This is a genomic window from Collimonas fungivorans, from assembly GCF_001584145.1.
GTDB lineage: Bacteria > Pseudomonadota > Gammaproteobacteria > Burkholderiales > Burkholderiaceae_D > Collimonas > Collimonas fungivorans.
The window spans coordinates 1,833,086-1,851,940 of the sequence record NZ_CP013232.1 but is presented as its reverse complement, the minus strand read 5'-3'; the positions used below and the strand labels follow the sequence as shown (position 1 = coordinate 1,851,940).

The following is an 18,855-nucleotide window of genomic DNA, read 5'->3' as shown; positions in this document are numbered from 1 at the left end:
TTGCGATATATCCAAGACAAAATTAGACGATATATTCCGGCATCCGTATTAACTCAGCATTCAATCCACCAGGAAAATTAATTCTACGAAGAATTTAAATCCCCATTATCCAACGATGTTATTACTGCCTTCCATCGATAAGGAAAACTGGCTTTCTCGGTTTTTTCGACTCACTTTTCGCCGCATTCTTGCCATGGCCTGAACATCGGATAAAGCGCCATATGCCGCAATTTTTTGAATTTCGGACGCCAATTCTGGAAAGTCATTCAAAGCAATGACCAAATCCCTCCAAATACCACTTTCATTCCAGCGTCTGAACCGTACGTAACACGTATTCCAGCTGCCATATTCAACCGGCAAATCAGACCAGCGCTTCAGGGTATTGACGCGCCACAATATGGCTTCAATAAAAAGACGATTATCTTTAGCTGTCTTTCCTCCGCTATATTTATTTCCTAATAGCAATGGAGCCAATTGCAGCCATTGATCGTCCCGAAGAAACATAACTATCCCTGTACGCATCACAATTTATTGGTAACTTGAATTGCTTCCCTCAGAGAAACTGAACAATTGATTTCAATTTCTATCAATTGAATTTCTGATATGCAGATGCTAAACGGATGTCATTTTTTTGAATTGACATTAAGGGACAAATAATTGGCAGATTTGACCACACGATTATTTGTTTAAAGAATTTCCCTGGATCCCTGCTCCATATGTGTGCAGAGGGAGCAATCCGGCTCCAGATCCCCTGTTACATAGATGGCAAGGGGGTTAGCAATTCGGCCATACGCGCGATAGAGCAGCATGGATCTGTCTTCACCGCAATGCCATTCATGGAATGAAAAATGCTTAAATTTCAAACCGAGACAAAACCGCCTAACGGTCAAAAGCAATCTCATCCGTAAGCGTGCATGACGCGTTGCCATGATGCTGTCGCTATCAAAATCGTGGGAGAGGGAGATGGGTAAGCAGACCTGGCTGTGTCCGCCACAATGCGACGACGACCGCATTGTTATTTTTCTTAATGCAATTTCCGTGAGATAGCAATTTGGATCGCACCGGCTTGACTAAACACCTTTGAAGCGCCGAATTACACTTTACAGCAGACATCGCGAGTGCCAAGCTCGATATGGAACTCGCGATTTAAACAGCAAAATACGTGAATGAACGAAGCCATCCAGTCACCGAGGCTCCTCGTTGAACTAGTTGGAAGTATTACACCTGGCATATGCATAAATTTCATCAATCGGAAGTTGTAAAGGGGTTCGTATCAAGCGGATTTGTGCGCTTGCTGTTTGAATATCTGAAGCAGCAAGATATAGACCCCGTTGTCCTCCTTGGCATCCCCGCCCCTGAGCCACTCGATCGCGGCCTGCAGCGCTATCCGATGCAACACTGGCGGGCGATGCTGCAACTTGCTTCCGATCGATTAAATGACCCTCTTCTGGGCCTGCGGCTGGGCGGCAATATCACGGCCGCTCATTTAGGAGTAATGGGATATGTCTTCTCATCCGGCCGATACTTGGCGAATGCACTGCTAAGATTTAAAGGATATAGCCGTTTGGTATATGAAGCAGGTCACCTTCATACTAGCGTTCAAGGCTTTGATTTTGTCCTTACGTGGGGAGAGGAATCTGGCCGTTGTGGAGCCCTTGCGGATGAATGTTCAATTGCAAGCTTCGTACAGTTTGTCAGGAATATTTCAAGCAAGCCGATTTCGGCCACGCAGATCTGTTTTATTAACAAGGCGCCGCCGGATATCCAGCCCTATATCGACTTTTTTGGTTGCCCCGTGCTATTTGAACAGCCAGTAACTTCTATACGAGGCGGGTTATGGCATTTGGCGACAAGATTACTTCAGCCTGACGAAATGCTGTTGCAGATGCTTGAACAGTTAGCCGACATGATGCTGGAAGAGCTGCCGCAAGCCAGTGATATCGAACAATCCGTCCGGCAGTCCATAGCTCGATTGATTCACGATGGTGAGCCTCAATTGGAACAAGTAGCTCAAGAGCTGAATATGACTCCACGCACTCTTCGGCGCCGCTTGGACGAAGAGGGATTAAATTATCGGTCATTGCTTGAAAATATACGTAAGCATCTAGCTGAACGTTATCTATTGGATCCTCGCCTGCGATTGAGCGAAATTGCGCAATTGCTTGGCTATTCCGAGCAAAGTACTTTCAACCGGGCGTTCCGGCGCTGGACCGGACAGACTCCTCATGAACGGCAGCAGCAACTTTTACGTGGCCATGGAAATTAAAGGTAAATTTACAACAGGATGTTAAATATTGTTATTTCTCATCCTTTCGGATTCAAAGAAATTACTATCCCTCCTGGTCGCCTCTCCATGGAGAATTAACGTGCAAGATAACGTCAAATTAACGATAAAACCTGCCCAAGAGCAAAGTTTTCTAATGGAAAGAAAAAATCGCGACCAACGTCTAGCCCTTGTGATTGAATCTGAACAACATTTGCTAGAAATCGGTGCACCTATCAACTACCACCGGTATGGAATTCTGATGCTGGAAAACCTGCCCAATGGTCGAGAAGAGAATGGAGAGGAAATAATGCCAAAATTCACTTATTCTCCTGAGAGTTTGCTTGCTTTCCTCAGCGCAACGTAGCGCTTGTTCGTATGCTTGCGAAGTTGACCCCATCTAGCTGATTCAACCTCCACTGCCACGCAAGGGCGACAACCCGGTCAGCCTCATGCCACTGTGGGCGGATTAAATTGACGGCCACGCGTGTTGAAAAGGTCGTGCGTAGCGCATTGGCTGGCGGCCCTGCCGTTGGCAAGGGAGTCTGAGGAATGAGCGGCTCGTTTATCATCGGTCTTGATTATGGTTCGGAATCGGCACGCGCGTGTTGATCGATGCGGTGTCGGGCGAGCAGGCGCTGGTACAAACTGACTGCTGCGCCAGCTCTGTTTGATCTACCGTGTTGGGTCACGCTAACCTATCCTGATAGCTACCGAAGTACTAATCATTCACGCCGCCAAGCAGCAAACTCATTTCCTGGAAACCATACGCGGCATCAAGGCGATCAAATTAATTCAGCGCCACGCCAGCTGGCTATCTCTGTTGGTGAGCCAGATCAATGCCGACCTGCGCACACAGAATGCGTTATTTTGCGTCAACCCGTTGCATACGATTTCCCGGCGCACCCCGCACAGCTTGGGGGCTTGGCGCTTTTACAAAATGCGTTAAAAGCAGTGCATTTAACGGGGCGGGCAGGTGTGGGGGAGACTGGTCGCAGAAGGTCTTCGCCGACAGCTTTTTTCCATGGCAAGGCAACAATGCCGGGGCGTTAAAAAAGCCGCGTAAGGCGGCCTGAGACGATGCAGTCGCTGCCGTAACAACATGGCAGCGGGGTAGGTATAGTTCGCACCTTGTTGACGCTGGCTTGGCGTGCAGCGAGAAGCGCGTGGGGCGGCTGATGAAGACTGCCGGCATCAAGGCCCGCCATAAGCGACGCCGTCATCCTGCCCAACTTCAACCTAGCGTGCATGCAATTGTCCCGAATCTGCTGGACCGGCAGTTTGAGGCAACGGCAACCAATCAGAAATGGGTTGCCGACCCTCTCGAAGTAAATTTCGCATAATTTTTCACGTTATATTCAGAAGGCCATGCGAGCACCTACCGAGAACACATTGTTGACCAGCCCGCCCTTGCCGAACTGCGCATCGTAATTGCCGTACCAGCTCCAGTTGCTGGCAAACACGCCGGAGATGCCGACCCCCGCCCAGCCGCTGTTGCGCGCCAGGCCTATGCCCTGCACCGAAAAACCGGCAGCCGGCGCGCCCACGAAAGCCGCGTTGAAATCCAGCTTGCCGTCGTTGAAACCATGCTGCCAGGCCGCATAAGCTTGCACACTGGCATGGCCGCCCAGCCAGTCGAAACCGGTATCGCCGCGCAAGCCAAGTACGCTCGCAGTCTGATGGTAGGTGCTGCTGCCGGCGGTGAGGCCGAAGGGGCTGCCGGTTTCGGTAAACGCGCCGCGCTTGAGGCGGTCGTAGCTGATGCCGGCAAACGGTGTCAACGTCGAGGTAGCCGACAGCTTGCGCATGTAGCCGGTTTCGGCATAGGCTGAAATCATGCTGTCGGTATGATTGGCCGACAGGCTGTCGACCTCGCTGCCGAGGATCACGCTGCGGTTGATCTTGCTGGTCACGCGGGCAATGCCGGCACGGCCGGAAACGTAGATGCCGTCATGGCTGAGCGCATAGCGGCCATACAGGGACAAGCCGGCATCCTGGCTGTTTGCAGCACCGCCGTTTCGGTCGAAGCTGGCTTTGCTTTCCGAGTAGGACAGCGCTGCGCCGACTATCGCCTTGTCATCCAGGTGCGTATCGAAACCGAACTGGCCGCCCCAGGTGGAAGTGTCGGCAGACGCATAACCCGACTCGCCCAGCTTGCCGCTGGCGCCGATCACGCTGGCCCACAAGCCCGCCTTGGCGCCGCCCGCAACCGGATTAGCCAACAGCGACAGGCGGTTCGACAGGTCGCGGTTGATTGCTTGCGACTGCTGGAAAGTCAGCGCCTGCGAAGAGGCATAGATCTGTCCCGACAGGCTATCCAGCACCTGGGCCGCGGCAGCGATATCCGCTGTGCGCTGCAGCGCCGCGGCGCTGTTCAGGAAGGCGCTGTCGCTGCTGCTAATGCCGCCGCCGGTGTTGCCGCTGGCGGCCATGGCGTCGGCCGCCTTGAGTCCGGTCTCGACGTTGGCGGCGCTGTTGTTGCGCGTAGGATCCGCGGCAAACGCTTGCGCTGCAACCGCCTTGACGTCGTTGCGTGCAATGCTCAAGTCAACTTCGTTGGCGGTATAAGCCAGCGTCGCGTTCAAGAAGGTACCCGGGTTGAAAGCCGTGCCGTCGTGTTCGAACGACACATCCTGGAACACGCCGGATACGCCGTTGGCAGCGGTCAACACCTTACCTTTGACGCCGACCTGCTGCGCCACGTAGCCGGACGGATCGCTGCTGCCGGCAGGCGTGGTCGCCACCAGGTGTGAATTGCCGAGCGTGGCGCTGCCGCCTATGGTCAAGGTCGTATTGAACTGGTTGGCCAGCACCGCACTGGCCGTGGCCGTATAGTTGCCGGCAATCGTCATGCCGCTGCCGGTATTGCTGAGACGGCCGTTGTTGGAGACGCTGCCGCCGATGCGGCCGCCGTCGCCGGACAGCACGCCGGCGCTGTCGATGGTGACTGCGGAAGCAACCGATCCGGTGACGTTCAGCGTGCCTTTCAGAATTTCATTGGCGCCGGCATAGGTGTTGTTGCCGGACAGGGTCAGCGTGCCGCTGCCGTCTTTCAGCAGGCCGGCATTGCCGCCGATATTGTTGGCGAAGGTTGAGCTGGCGGAGTCGAACTTGGCGACGAAGTTGCCGCCCAAGGTCAGCCGGGTATCGAACAAGCCAGGACCGTTGGCGGCTTTGCTGGCGTTCAGCAGACCCCAGCCGTAGGTGGCGGTGTCGCCCATGCTGGTGGCGGTCGACAAGATGGTTTGCCGGATCTGGTCGGCATTCATCCAGGGATAGGCTTGCTGCACCAGGGCAGCGGCGCCGGTTACCGCCGGCGCGGCGAACGAAGTGCCGTAGACCCGGCGGCCGGCGGCAGCCGAGATAAAATCGCCGGGCGCCGCCAGGCACCAGTTGGCGGCCTCGCCGCAGCGGTTGGAATAGCTGGAAATCACGCCTGGCGTGGTATCGCTGCTGCTGTATCCCTGGGCGCCGCCGGCAGCATTCACCGCCACCACTGCCAGCCAGCCTTTTTGCAGGTCGGGATACAGGGCCGGCAAACCGGCTGTCAAGCTGGGATGGGCGCTGCCATCGTTGCCTGCGGCCCAGATGAACAAACTGCCCTTGCTCACGAAAGGCTGATAGATATTGTAGAAAGTCGGGCCATTACCGCCGGGGGTCGCGATCGAGCCAAAGGCGTTCGACTGGTTGAAGAGGCGCGCCCCCTTGTTGAACAAGTCCTGGTAAACCGAGGCATTCAAGGTGACGTTTTCACCACCGGTGCCGACTGCGGCGCCCAGCATGTTGACTGCCGGCGCCACGCCATAGCTGCTGCCGCCCAGCGCTTCCGCCGCTTCGCTGCCGTGCGAATTACCGGCGCCGCCGCTGGCATAGACGTATTTGGTCAAGCGTCCGGCAAACTCCGGATCGGAGACATTGAAATCCGTGTCGACCACTGCTACCGTCACGCCGGCCCCGGTAATGCCGCGCGCGTGCGCTGCATTGGCGTTGCTCGGATCGCTGGAGCTCAGGGTCGGGATCGTTACGCTCGGCGCGGCTGTGACTGGCGCCGCGTTAGTGGGCACCGGCGGCTGGACGCCATCGGAGTTGCTGGAACCACCGCCACCGCCGCCGCAGGCTGCAAGCGTGCTCAAGACGGCTACGGAAACGACTGACAAAGGAAAACGGCTGACATGTTTGCGGCTATGTTTGCGATTCATGGATCTACTCGAGTGAATAACTTGCGGCAAACACAGTCTGAAAAACTTGTACTCCCAGTGTCTTACGCTAAATTACGTGGTGAAAAATTGCTTGCGAAGACGCCTTTGGCCCATCGCAGATAGAATGGCTGTCAATGAATGCAAAAAACCGCAAGAGCATATGGCAGTACCAACCGCTCCCGCCTATTCTTTTCTTTTTTCATCTGCCCTCTATGCAATGAGGTCAGATTTTAGAGATGAACGTCGCACAGAATAAGTAGAATTTGCGCTTCGTCTTGAAGATTGATGCCCAGTACAGTCGGCTCGGTCAATCTGAATAAAGCCGGATTAGTACATAAGATTTTCAATCTTTATTAACGTATTCGTCGTCTGGAAACAAATCCGAAATATCAAATAATGCCGGCTAGTTGCACTGTAAAAAACTTCACACAACGTCTCTTGTCGCAACATCAGCTATTAGCTTAGAGAGGTATTGATTTAATTCTCTAATTGCAATAGTGAGGAATGTCAGAATAAATTTCAATCAGGCAATCCTTAAAATAATGTAGGAATTTCCGCCAATATTTGGAGCTCTAGAACAGGGTTACTCACTCTTACGCGCTGTCCTGTGCGCAGGACAGCGACGGCCGCGAAGGGAGGAAACGGTCCCGTCTCGAGGGGACTCACGCATCAACGCAGCAGCTAACCTGGCCGTCGGTGTAGCGAGTTCGTCTGTGCACTCCATCTCAGGTAAGTAGTCGGCCCTGAACAATTATTCCGGCCTATTGCCCATAAACTAAAAAATACTCTTTCAAACTTTGTCGTCGTGATGCCGGCACCGCCGGAGATCGCATACGCGAAATTCAGACGGCACTTTTAGACGCTTTTTTTGAGTCGCAACAGATGGTAATCCCCGACCAAATGATCGCTCTAAAAATTGGGGGGATTACCGAGGGTCGGCTTTGGGATGGGCACAACTGCAAAGGAGCCGAGAGGCTGCTACTGGCCGGTTGCCGCCTGTCGCGTATCTATGGCATTTGATTCGCACCAACCAACGCTGATGCGAAACCAAGGGAAAAAAGTATAAAAAATAGAAAAAGAGAATATAAAGCACCAAGACCAACTCTGCTGTTTAATGACCACCGCACGGTTAATCGCTGTACTCCTATGAGCGCTATCAAGATTAATACTGCACAAACGGTTATTGAATAAATTGGTTTTGACCAATCAGTGTGGCGTGACGAATCTAGGTAAAAAAGCCAGCCGCAAATGGGAAATGCAAACATTAAAGCAATATTAAATACCGTCGAAAGGAGGCGTTTCATCAGAGAGTCCAGCAATAAAATTAGAACGTAGATTCTGAACAATACATAAGGGGCATAAGGAGTATTCAGCAAATATTTGAAGGGCAAGTCCTGTTGTTGGCCAATGTGTTTATTGCACAATATGTTGAGTCAGCATCAATTTGGCAGGCACATCCGACCGTCCGCAATTGGCCGAGGCTGTGTAAAAACGTAAATCTGACAAAAATCGTGGGTAGGCACACCCTTGCCGAGGTCGAAAAAATCGCACAGCGGGTGTTTTAAGAAGTCGATTTTTCTTCAATGAAATTTATTTTGCGTTTTTACACAGCCTCGGCCGGTTGCGGACCAAAGACGACTCTAATCCATCTGCTAATCGTTGTCAGGCCAAGTCTCAGCCGCTACATCTAAATCAGTCGCGGTGCACGTGAACGAGGACGAGATTCCGCCCCCAATATGGTTTTGCACCAGGTCGGTCCAGAAAGCACTCTCGATATGTGCCATTGGCTCTTTTGATGACTGCCCCAACTGCATAAAACTGGCTAACTGAGCGGCAGCAATGTCGCTCCGGCATCGCCGCAATCGCTGGAGGCGGCTGGAACACTGGCCAGTTGCCAATCATCAGTGCGGCCATAAAAGCTGCAGACTGCACTTTGAAGGCACGCTTTAAACGACGATTTCCGCCTGACTGTTGTTCCATGAGCAGTTGGAGTATACGTTAGCGTACCAGCCAATGCCGAACCAAAAAGCAAAAAAGCCCGCATTTACACGGGCTTTCAGGCATTTTCTACTTCTGAGTACTAGCGAGTGCTAGACATCGGATCACTCCCACTCGGTCATCAACAAGCCACCTAGACCCGCGTGGTTAAAGGGATTGGTGGTGATTGACTTGGGCTTTACCGTCGCTTTTACCGTCAAAAAACGCACATCCTTTGCTCACGCGGGAGATGGGGCAGTTTGCGGAGGCGGCAACGTCTTCAAAGCAATGATCAATCAGCTCCAAGGGTACAGAAAATAAGGGGCCCATGTGCGTTTGTTGGCCCTAATGAGGTCAAGACTCACGTGGCCAGTCCTCTGGGACTAGCTTGAGCCCGTCGCGCCATCGCTCCCGCATTGCATTCTGGAACCTGGGATCGTCACTGAAATCTGGATGGTCAGTGATGATCACTTGAAACTTGCCTTCGAGGCTGTCGACTATGTCGAATATCAATCCGAAGAGACGTTTGACCGCTTTGCGATCCGCGTCGATCTTCTCTTGTGTCACTCCGTCGCCTAGTACGGCGTCAGGAGAGAAATGTGCCTGCGATAGTTGATCGAGCAGCAAGAACGCCGGTACTGGCCGGTCACGGTTCGCGAACCACGTATGCAACGCGAGATGTGCGACGATGTGGTAACCCACATGATTCTCGCCGCTGCCGATCTCACGCATGGGCACCGGCCGCTCGGGCGTATCTGCGACAATCGTCAACCCACGAGGATCAAGGCGAAGCGGGGAATCCGAATATTCCAGATCAATTTGCTTGGCGTAATCCGAAAGGTACCGATTAACATTGGACAGACAGGACTCCATCTTTGCCTGGATAACGTCAGTGCTGACAGCCTCATCAAGCCGGGTCTCTTGCGCTCGTAATTCATTCAACCGCATCTGCTGCTCGCTGATGTCGGGCATCTGCGGAATATTTTCTACGTATAAACTGATTCGCCCGAGGACCATGGCACCCCGGGCCTCGATGTCAGTCGCCAGTTGCAAGCGCTGGTTGGCACGCTTGACTGCCGTGAGCAGAACACGGTTTTCATCGATACGGCGCCGCACGTCGGCGAGTTTGGTTTCGACGTCCTGAATTGCCGTCGTGATGCGAGGCGTTGCCGAATCCATTGCTCCGCTACGCTCACCAATGTAATTCTGTGCAGCGCGGAGGTCGCCGATGGATGGCACCTGCGAGGCTTCGGGCAAGCCCTGCAGACACAGCGGGCATGAGTGGCCTGGCGCTTCGTGCTCGAAAACGGTCACTGCATTGAGACGCGCCGTGTGCTCGCGGGCCTCGGCTGAGTAACCCTTGGAGCTACCCTCGAAGCTGCGTGCGCGCTCCAGGGTCGATTGCAGCATCCTCTGTTCTTCCACTAGCTCGCTACGCACGGTAGATAGGCGTCGAAACTCGGCATCCTCACCAACCCCCACCATGGCAGAAGGTATGGGTGTGCTCTGAATTGCACGCAGCACATTAATCTTCTCCTGCCATGCCGCGCTGTCGTCCAGTGCGGTCAAGCCAGCGGCCTTGGCCTCAGCCAGCAACGTATCAGCCCGACCGACGCCCTCGCCATGGATTGCGGCGGCTTCAGCTAGCCTGCGGTCGATTTGCCGTATCTCCGTGCGCACACGCTTTAGTTCTTGTTGTTGTGCCACGTAGTCGTCGGAGACCGCACCGAGGAAATAAGGCAGCGTGTCTTTGATCGCCTGCGCGATGAAACGGTCGCTCGACCCGTGGAACAAATGCCGTCGCTGCGCAATCTCGTTTTGAGATTGCAGGCAGAAGATGAGAGCGTGGCTGACGGTGGCTGCCAGCGGCACACGCGTCTGCCCCGATGGTGGCTCGTGCAGGTAGTCAGAAAGCCCAACCCAGGAGCCTAGCAGCGAGCGTAAACCTTCACGATTGGTGGTCTGGCGCAGCACGCTCGCTGATGGGATCGCCACTTCGATGTCGGTCTGTACATAGACCACTTCGTTGGATTTGCCATCGCCCCGCGGCAACTGCCGCGCGACGAAGGCTTGACCACGACGTGTCTGCAATAACAGGCCGAACCACGCGACATTGCGCCGAACCTTACCTTCTGGAACATCGATTTCCGAAGCACCAAAGCAATACTCGATGATGCCGAGGATGGCCGACTTGCCGGTGCGCGAGTCGCCGAGATAATATTGACGCGGCCCGGCTCGAACGGGACAACGCGTTGACGTCCATCATGGCTATAGGTCACGATAGCGCGAATTTGAATCATGCTTGTACTCCCAACAGCGCCAACACGGTCGGGGGCGCTCCCGCTTTGCACAGCCAACGGCCGACGAACACGGCAAGGCGCATACACTCCTTCACCTCGTCGCTTGATGCTTGGAGGTAGGCGTTAATCTTCTTCGTTTGGGCGTCGTTCGCGTCGATCCGACGACCATCAAGTGATAGCATTCCGTGCAGCGCGCCGAAGAGTACGGCTTCCCGCACGGTGTCCCTAAGTACAACTACACCCTTCGCAACGGCCGAACGCTCCAGCGGATTGTCGTGCACCCAGGTGGCGAGCGAACTGGCGATCGTGCGAGGGAGCTGATCTCGCGTCTGGCCACGCAGCACGAGACTCGCTCCCACGAATGCGAGTTCGACAGGCAAGCCGTTAGCGGGTACTCCGAGCGTTGTCGATTCGGTACGGTAGCCCCGCACAAGGTGCCAGACGACGATGGCGCAGAAGGCCGGATTGAGCAGGTTGCGCTGCTCGATGGTACGCTCCTGCCAAGCCGTCATGCCGTTTTCCCTTCAACGGGCGCGTCGAAGATGGCCTTGAGCCGGGTCTCGAATTCTGGGTGCCAACCGAGGCGACGGTCTTCTGCAAGCATGTGCAATGAACCGCGACATACCCAAGGGACGTTGACGCCAAATCGGATTGGGAGATGCGCATCCTCGGCCCACTTCAGGATTGCGCGTCCCGCCCGGGTCATCGCGGTCTCAGTAGCATTTGGGCCAAGTTCGTCGCAGACCTGTGCGTACTGCAGCTCCCACTCGGCATGCAGGCGCTTGTCGTACTTCTGCAGATCGGCATCGAATAGCAGGTCGTGGCGGGTCCATGCAGAACGCTGCCTGAAGGCCTGCAGGTAGCTGGTGATCGCGTTGCGGATGCGCAGTTGACTACCACCGACAAGTTCCACCTGCTTATAGAACGGACGAGTCGAGAACTCCGGCAACTGATCAAGCGCGACCATTAGCGCGTCGAGTTCTTCGTCAATGGGTAGCGAGTCGGGCTTGAGCGATTCCTGAATCTCCGAAATCTGGGCGTCGATCTCGGCGCGAGGGATGCCCCCGTCAGGATGAACCAGCTCGTTCAACACTCGTTTGAACCACCAGCCCTCCAGCATTTGCACCGAGAGATCCTGGTGGTGCAAAGAGACGTGGTACAGCTCGGCTTGCAACTGTTCGAGGATTGCGGCCGCATCGGGTTGGGTCGGCACGACGTAGATGCGCGACAGTAGATGTTCTCGCTCGGCTTCGCCCAGAGTCAGGTATGCGTCGAATGCACTCTTGAGGTCATTGTTGCTTGAGGTGACAGCGGCATGCTTAAGCCGCTTGGCAGCCTCGGCGATGTCGCGTTCAGGGCTGATTCCCATCGCGGCACACGCACTCCCCGGCGGTGCGTCTGCCGTAGCGATTAGGAAACGGGCCGTATCGAGAGGAACCTCGCCGCTGGCCAGGCCGACCATCCAGACGCGTAGCGTCTTCCATAGTTCGGGACTGAAATCGGTCAATGAGGCAGCGGCGTTAAGCGAATGCTTGGCCTGCAGGACGGCGGCGGGTTCGCCATCGACTTCGAAGCTCACATCGTCCAAGGTCTCGATGCTGACCGTGAAGTCGCTGACGCGGCTGCGGCGAATCGCCCACAACAGTGCGATTCGTACCTGGTAGAGGTAACCCACCATCGACGCACCAGCGCCGAAGGTCGACACGCTCGGTTGAGTCATTTTTTCCCGCCTTCCCCTCATTTATTATTGTGCGACATCATTTTGTGTGCGGTGTTCGAAACGAAGGACGAACAGGTCACTATGACACAAAGTCACCAAGGCCATTTATCCTCGTGCCTCAGCTGCATACATAATCATAAACATTATCACAAATCTTTTAATACCGTATCTGTCGCTAGCCATGCGTTAACGGTGGCGAAAAAAAGACAATGGAGCTATTTCGGGTTAACTCATTTATTCAAAAAGTGCGTGTTCCTTGGAGAAAATATCCGCTAGGAAATCGACAACCGTTCTAGTGGATAGGTCTCGACGATCCTGGCGACGCGTGGTCGGACGAAGAAGTACTAGGATTTCTGGACACTGTTCGGCCACTCATCACGACCGCGTCTCTCGTGACCATATCCTTGTCATTCGACTGCTCCGGCACGGCAGAGGACACGCGTTACCTTGCGTCTCTGGTTCTGCCCACGATACAAGCTTGGCGAACGACGGCATGATCGTCACGATTGCTTGCAGCGTCCTTAGCACTACGATTTTTCACCCATCTTAAGTGCCGGCCCCAATAATTTGGCGTGCAAGACGTAAAATTTCTTTAACATCATGATTTTGCAATTTATCCACTAACGCAATTTTTTTTCCGATTCCATTCAAAGAAGTTCCCATGACTATCCCTTTGTTCGTATCAGGGTCTATCCAAAAACGGTCGTGGAATTCGTCGGTCTTCACATCGCTAACTTCAACAGATGATTTGACAGATTTTAATGCGTCAAACACATTAGACTTTCCAACCATTCCCGAACCATTAGTAATAAACGTTACCTTTTCTAAGTTTTCTGAAATTTCAGCTACTATTCTTTTAAACAATTCCAAGGATGCAATGTCCGCAGCACATTTAAAAAAATAGGGGTCTATTATTAATAGGTTCCTCACTCCTTTTAGACTGCTCAGAAATTCCACCACGATATTTTCAATCTCATCGACATGAATGCCGGCGTGTAGCACTGCATCACACGCCAGCGAATAGTGAAACAAGGAGGAGATGCCATGTTTCACATAATATTCTCTTAGATAATCTCCTATATTGGTTGGATTCATCCTGCAAACCAAATACTCATTGTTTAATCCAGACCGATTCAACTCTTTAAAAAAAGTGTTTATATCTTTATTTTTATCGAAACTCTTTACAAAAAAGACTTCGGATTCCATTTTCACCTCCAATGAGATTTTTAGTCCGAATGGCTATTGCACTGGGGGCAAACGTTAGGCAATCCTTCGTCCCAATATTGCATGTCACCATTCGCACAAGGCACACCGCAAACGTCACAGGGGACTTCGATGTCTTCTGATTCTTCATTCCCACACAGAGGCATCTTGCACTTGTAGCCGGTTGCTGATTCATCGTCTGGCACCATCGTGTGTTCACCGCAAGCATCACACCGATATACGTTCCATTCCACAAACTGCCATTCTTTCGGCCGCAAGCCACGGAAAGCATCACTCTCCCCTCTTTTCATTTCGGCTTTCGCTTCCGTCCTGTGTTGCGTGTACTCGTCCGCCAGCATTTCAAACGTGTGGAATCGCTCTTTACCAATCTCATCTGCCAAGTCCATCAAAGAGAAAGTTTCGCAAAAATCGATGGCCGCCCGCACTATACGGCCAATACAAAGGCGCACCTCTTGTGCGGTCAACGTAAACTCGAAATGCTCAATATTGTTTCGCAGCTGCTTCAACCATGAGATGTCGTCGGCAAAATCATTGTCAACCAACTCGCCCCCGGTGATAGAGCACATTTCCAACCGGGCAAAGCCTAGAGCATCGTCCAGCGCAACAGTATGTGGATTAGGGTCACCCTTTACTAACGCATTGAAATCAAAACCGTCTGCCTTAAGCGTTTCATAGGCTTGACGTATATCGACCTTGTCAGTCTTAGCTTTTTTCTGTATTTCCCTAAAGCATTTTGTGTAGACAAGAAACGGGTCAATACTAATAAGATACTGCTTTAGCAGGAGTTCGATAAATTGCGCGGTGAAAAGGATAGAAAATTTAAGTGCGCGAACGTTACCATCCTGGCCCTGCTGAAATTTATCGAGGGCTTCGTTCAGGCTATCAATTGAATTTTCTCGGAGGGTAAAGGTAAGTTCGGTCATAAGATTTTATGCGTTGGTTATCTGATTAATACTTCTTCTTTTGGGTAGCACGACCAAGGCCACTTCAGGTATGGTCAGGCCGGAATGGTGTTGCGTAGTGTAACAATCGTGATAGTCTTCGCGCCACGCGTTAATGCGACATACAGCTCTTTAGGAGACATCGAATCGGCTTCCAAAATGATGGCGCGGTCGTACTCCAGGCCTTTGACAAGCAAAGTAGTTCCAATAAGCTTGTTATGCCGAATCGGCCGGCCTGAATGACGAAAGTCGCGCTGGTAACGCTGCGCGCTTTCCTGAAGACTTAATGCGGCGTTTTCCTCATGCACGCGCAGGATCTTCATGAATCTGTTCAGCAGGTCCCGCCGATACGTTGACGTCTCTGGATTGGATTGAATAGCGGCCAGCAGGCGCGCCAGATTCGGACTTGACGGGTCAGCCAGATAGCGATTGGCGAGTTCCAGTATGTCGGGATACTTTGTCGCCTTCGTAGCTCTCGCCTGCTCACCACGTTTGGTGGCGGCGCTGAAGATGCCATCTACGGCGTTACAGCATTTTTTGGCGAACTCGATGACCAGACAGAGCCTCTCGGAAACTGTCTTGGCAGCTTCCAGCTTCTTTATGAAACTGAACAGGTCTTTTCCTTCGACCTCTTCAATGCTGGAAAACCTGCCTCCGAGCGCCTGTGCCAATTTGTGCGTCTTATTCTTCGACTTTTGATCGCCAGAGTGGATAGCAATCACAGCATCGTCATTGTCTAAAAAAGAAAAGAAACAGTTGAGGCGCTTGGGGTTCGTGAAGTCAGTTAGATCGATCGCAACCCTGTTGACGCCCTTTGGCAACGGTGTGGCGATCGAAATCCTCTCGCCCGCACGAAGCCGCTTGCTGGCCTCATCGAGCCAACCTCCCAGTTCTGGAGCGCCAGCCGAGTGCCATCGCCAAGGCTTCTTCAGTTCGCCCAGCAACTGATAGTGAGGATAGATATCTCGCTCCCAATCGACCGGCTTGTCGGCAAAGTCAAAGATCGCCTGCATCGGATCACCTAAGAGTCGGCAAGACAGATGTTTTCCGATTGCCGCTACCAATGTATGTTGCTGAGATGAGCAATCCTGATACTCGTCCACGTAGACGCCGGAATATGAGCTTCTAACAAATCGCTCAACGAATGGCTTAGCTAGCAACGCAGTTCCCGCCTCATAAAGCTTCGCCCACTCTTTTCCGCTGGGGTACTCCTTATTCCACTTGGACGTATTGGGAAAGTAAAGGCACAACCGGAGCGTCCAGCTTGCAATGGTGTCGATCTGGTAGCGCGATGCTGGAACGGACAGCATCTGCATCTTCTTCTTGATCGCATTGACCCCGGCATAAGTGTGCGTCAGGATTAACTGCCGCTGTAATGAGGCTTTGACCGCCATAGCAATGAGATGCGTCTTGCCGTAGCCGGCCGGCGCGATCACATATCCCTTGCCAGAAAATGCCGCGAGCTTCGCTGGCAAATCATCATCCATGATCCGCCCAGACGCGAAGGCGACTCAGCTTGGTAGCCATCTCCCGCTGTTTGAATTCGGGGTCATCGAAAGCTGGTGCAATAAGTTCAAACCACGTTTGCGCATCGGAAATGGTCTTGAACCACGGTGATGCCTTGGCTTTCGCAGCATCGCCGATTGCCTTACGAAGGTCGCGCGAATCGACCCACTTCATAATATCCATGTCGAGCTCGACGTTCCATTTCGACCGGACGTTGGCATGCACATCAAGCCCAGAGTCCTGCGCCAACTTGACACTTGCCTGGACACTGGCCCAAGGTAGATCAAACATCGCGCGCTGCTCCAGAGCCAATTGATCGGACCAGATGAGTACCTCGATCCCCTTCGCCGTCAAGTCTTCCGCATCCTGCGGAGAGAACTGTGCCGGTGCATCACCATCGGCAACTGCACACACCTCGTAATGCAGCGCCTTGAATCCGGAGGCAAGGCTCTTAACCTTGCTGGCGCCATGCGCATCCAGCAATACCGCCCCGAGATAAGAAAACGGGGCCAAGCTGGACGCTGCCCAAAGGTTATCGAGGCCCCGCAGAAAACCCACCTCCGTTGCACCCTCGCAGACGATGACCTTCATAGAGAGGAACGCTTCCGCGCTGGACCGGACATGTCCTTGGATGTTGAGTCCCTCTAGTTCCTTACCCGTCGTTGCCACCACCTCCACGTTGCCGGCCGCCTTGTGCACGACGTGGAGCTGCTCCACCGTCAACTCTCTCAGCACAGAGGGCGAATGTGTCGTCAGGAAGTACTGCCCTGTCGCGTCGTCCTTAATGTGCTTGATCAGCCGCGCGATCCGATGGGGCTCCAACCCAAGTTCAAGTTCGTCGAACAGCGTAATGTGTTGCTCTTCGAGGTTTTCTTTCTGGATGCCACAGAGCAGCATTCGTCGAGACCCAAGTCCCAGTTGACGTAACGGCATGTCGCCGTCGTGCAACGTCAACCCGCCGACGCGAATACTGATCGAGCCGAGATCAAGATGAGCCTTGAAAGAGTCGTCTACGGGAATTCCGAGTTTCTTTGCCACGGCCTCCGATCGGGTTGCTGCCGCATCGAAATTCTTCAACGCAACGGCTCGCTGTCCATCAAGCGAGCTTCGTGCAGCACGTGTCGCATCAACGAGCGACTCGTTCAGATTGTCGGATTCTGTGATCCTGGCCAGCGCGGTGCCGGCGGCCCAAGTCAACTGCTTCTCGCTATAGGAACCGATAAGGCCAACGTTGACTTTGGCTCGATCAGCCGATCTGAAGTCAACGCCGTCGGGGTTTCTAGCCGTGACGATTTTCCACTTCGGCTCTAGGTCTTTGGCCACGCTGAGGCGAACGCTGAGCACTACTTCATCGTGATCCTCAGGTTCGTCGTGAAGCGTGGAAGTGATCCTATCCCAGCCTCGCAAATGCGCACCGTACCTCTGTTCGGAACAGAATTCGTCGAGTAGATCACCAATGATGATCTCGATTTGAATCCGGCCATCTGTCTTACAAAGGTGGAAGTCAGAGTCGTTGAATGCAAGGTTCCACTGAGGATTGAAAACACATCGGATGGCCTCAAGGACCGTCGACTTGGCAGAGTCTCCCTTCCCTATCAGACAAAATATTTTCTGATCAGGTAAATTCCATTCCAACTGCTTGATGCCCCTGAAGTTCTGGATACTGATTTTTCTTATTTTCATGTGTCTCCCTCATTGAAAGAAGCTCCGCGAGATGGGCCTTCGCGACATAAATATTTTTAGTCAAAATTCTACTCGAATGGATTGACCGTCTACTTCATGATTGGAACGGATAACAAATCTAAATTACTCGGTTCGTGAAAGTGCAGCAATCCTCCCAACATCGGCCCACCCCAGCGACAGAAAATATCTGCATAGTCAATTTCGGACACTCGATAGGACGAAGCCGATTCCAGCACGAATGTCAAAAATGAGAGGAGGAGTAGCCCATCGTTTGCCCGAGTGGTGAAATAGTCGTGACAGTATGACGGGTCCAACTCAATGTCGCGACGGATTTCCTCATTTTGCACATCCCAACTTTTCGCAAGAACTTCATCGACGGTTTCTCCACGGTGAAGCGCGAACGAACGAGCAATATCGTGTCGCGCAGTCAGGACAGAAAATTCTGAGTCCAGCACAAACACACCATCCGGTTGAGTACGTGCCCCCGCGTAGCGGGTGAGGATTCGGTTTGGACCACCCCAGCCATCGAAATCGGCATCGCGATCAAGTCGGTAGGCAAACAAATAGCGAAACGGGCGATAGGAACTATCGATATCTCCATTCTCAACAATCGAATCAAACTCGGCGATCTTGTCGATCGCGGATTTCAGAGTACGATCGTCAAGTGTCGACTTAACTTCAATGACGCCGATCACTGCCTCCAGGGGTACCAGGCGCCGCGGATCATCGCTGCCGTCCAGTGTCCAGCTTGGGCAATTTAGTGCGTCATAGACAATCACGTCGAACTCCTGTGATGTAGCGTTACCGGCAAAAAACACATGCCCGCGCGTGACACCCCATTTAGGCGGAAGACGCTCCTTGAGGAACTGGCGTACTTGCTGCTCGCGCGGCCCACCCTTATGATCAGGACGAGTGCTAGCTGCGCTTGCCTTAAACGTAGCCCACATGCTGTCGGCCGCAGCAGCAAGCAAGGTTCGAACATCTACGGCTGATTTCGTCATTCCCCTGTCCCCAAAATTATTCAAAATAAAGAGCTTTATCC

The 18,855-nt window shown here is 53.1% G+C and carries 12 protein-coding genes and 1 pseudogene; 3 read left to right on the top strand and 10 right to left on the bottom strand.

Annotated features, from left to right (window positions below; all coding sequences use genetic code 11):
- Positions 1-105: 105 nt before the first annotated feature.
- Entirely contained in the window at positions 106-504 is a 399-nt protein-coding gene (locus CFter6_RS24955) for a transposase (protein WP_167351368.1), read from the bottom strand.
- 727 nt (positions 505-1,231) lie between these two features.
- Between CFter6_RS24955 and CFter6_RS07905 the strand changes: the two genes are divergently transcribed.
- The 3 genes and pseudogenes from CFter6_RS07905 to CFter6_RS26915 all read left to right on the top strand — a co-directional run.
- Complete coding sequence (locus CFter6_RS07905) at positions 1,232-2,266, top strand: AraC family transcriptional regulator ligand-binding domain-containing protein (protein ID WP_061539464.1); 1,035 nt, start codon at positions 1,232-1,234, stop codon at positions 2,264-2,266.
- A 100-nt stretch (positions 2,267-2,366) separates the two neighbouring features.
- Complete coding sequence (locus tag CFter6_RS07900; RefSeq protein ID WP_150118675.1) at positions 2,367-2,630, top strand: hypothetical protein; 264 nt, start codon at positions 2,367-2,369, stop codon at positions 2,628-2,630.
- Positions 2,631-3,402: 772 nt separating this feature from the next.
- Positions 3,403-3,606 (top strand): annotated as a pseudogene (locus tag CFter6_RS26915) (IS3 family transposase); the annotation flags it as partial.
- Positions 3,607-3,621: 15 nt separating this feature from the next.
- Here CFter6_RS26915 and CFter6_RS07895 read toward each other — a convergent pair.
- The 9 genes from CFter6_RS07895 to CFter6_RS07855 all read right to left on the bottom strand — a co-directional run bounded on the left by CFter6_RS07895 (position 3,622) and on the right by CFter6_RS07855 (position 18,814).
- Entirely contained in the window at positions 3,622-6,462 is a 2,841-nt protein-coding gene (locus tag CFter6_RS07895; protein WP_236904568.1) for an autotransporter serine protease, read from the bottom strand.
- Positions 6,463-8,793: 2,331 nt separating this feature from the next.
- Positions 8,794-10,530 carry a DUF3732 domain-containing protein gene (locus tag CFter6_RS07890; RefSeq protein WP_150118674.1) on the bottom strand — a complete coding sequence of 579 codons (1,737 nt, stop codon included), beginning with the start codon at positions 10,528-10,530 and terminating at the stop codon, positions 8,794-8,796.
- Between the two features lie 205 nt (positions 10,531-10,735).
- A complete protein-coding gene (locus CFter6_RS07885) occupies positions 10,736-11,251 on the bottom strand; it encodes a three component ABC system middle component (RefSeq protein ID WP_061539460.1) in 516 nt (171 codons plus the stop codon).
- Positions 11,248-12,459 carry an ABC-three component system protein gene (locus CFter6_RS07880; RefSeq protein WP_061539459.1) on the bottom strand — a complete coding sequence of 404 codons (1,212 nt, stop codon included), beginning with the start codon at positions 12,457-12,459 and terminating at the stop codon, positions 11,248-11,250. Before CFter6_RS07880 ends, CFter6_RS07885 begins: the two co-directional genes overlap by 4 nt.
- Positions 12,460-13,005: 546 nt before the next feature.
- The gene (locus CFter6_RS07875; RefSeq protein WP_061539458.1) at positions 13,006-13,665 is read right to left on the bottom strand and encodes a hypothetical protein; all 660 of its coding nucleotides are present in this window, start codon (positions 13,663-13,665) and stop codon (positions 13,006-13,008) included.
- Positions 13,666-13,685: 20 nt separating this feature from the next.
- A complete protein-coding gene (locus CFter6_RS07870) occupies positions 13,686-14,606 on the bottom strand; it encodes a hypothetical protein (protein ID WP_061539457.1) in 921 nt (306 codons plus the stop codon).
- A 74-nt stretch (positions 14,607-14,680) separates the two neighbouring features.
- Positions 14,681-16,111 carry a UvrD-helicase domain-containing protein gene (locus CFter6_RS07865; protein ID WP_061539456.1) on the bottom strand — a complete coding sequence of 477 codons (1,431 nt, stop codon included), beginning with the start codon at positions 16,109-16,111 and terminating at the stop codon, positions 14,681-14,683.
- Positions 16,104-17,813, bottom strand: a complete 1,710-nt coding sequence (locus CFter6_RS07860; protein WP_061539455.1) for an ATP-dependent nuclease — start codon at positions 17,811-17,813, stop codon at positions 16,104-16,106. Before CFter6_RS07860 ends, CFter6_RS07865 begins: the two co-directional genes overlap by 8 nt.
- A gap of 89 nt (positions 17,814-17,902) precedes the next feature.
- Positions 17,903-18,814 (bottom strand): DUF6602 domain-containing protein, encoded by a 912-nt coding sequence (locus CFter6_RS07855; RefSeq protein ID WP_061539454.1) that lies wholly within the window; start codon positions 18,812-18,814, stop codon positions 17,903-17,905.
- Positions 18,815-18,855 lie beyond the last annotated feature (41 nt).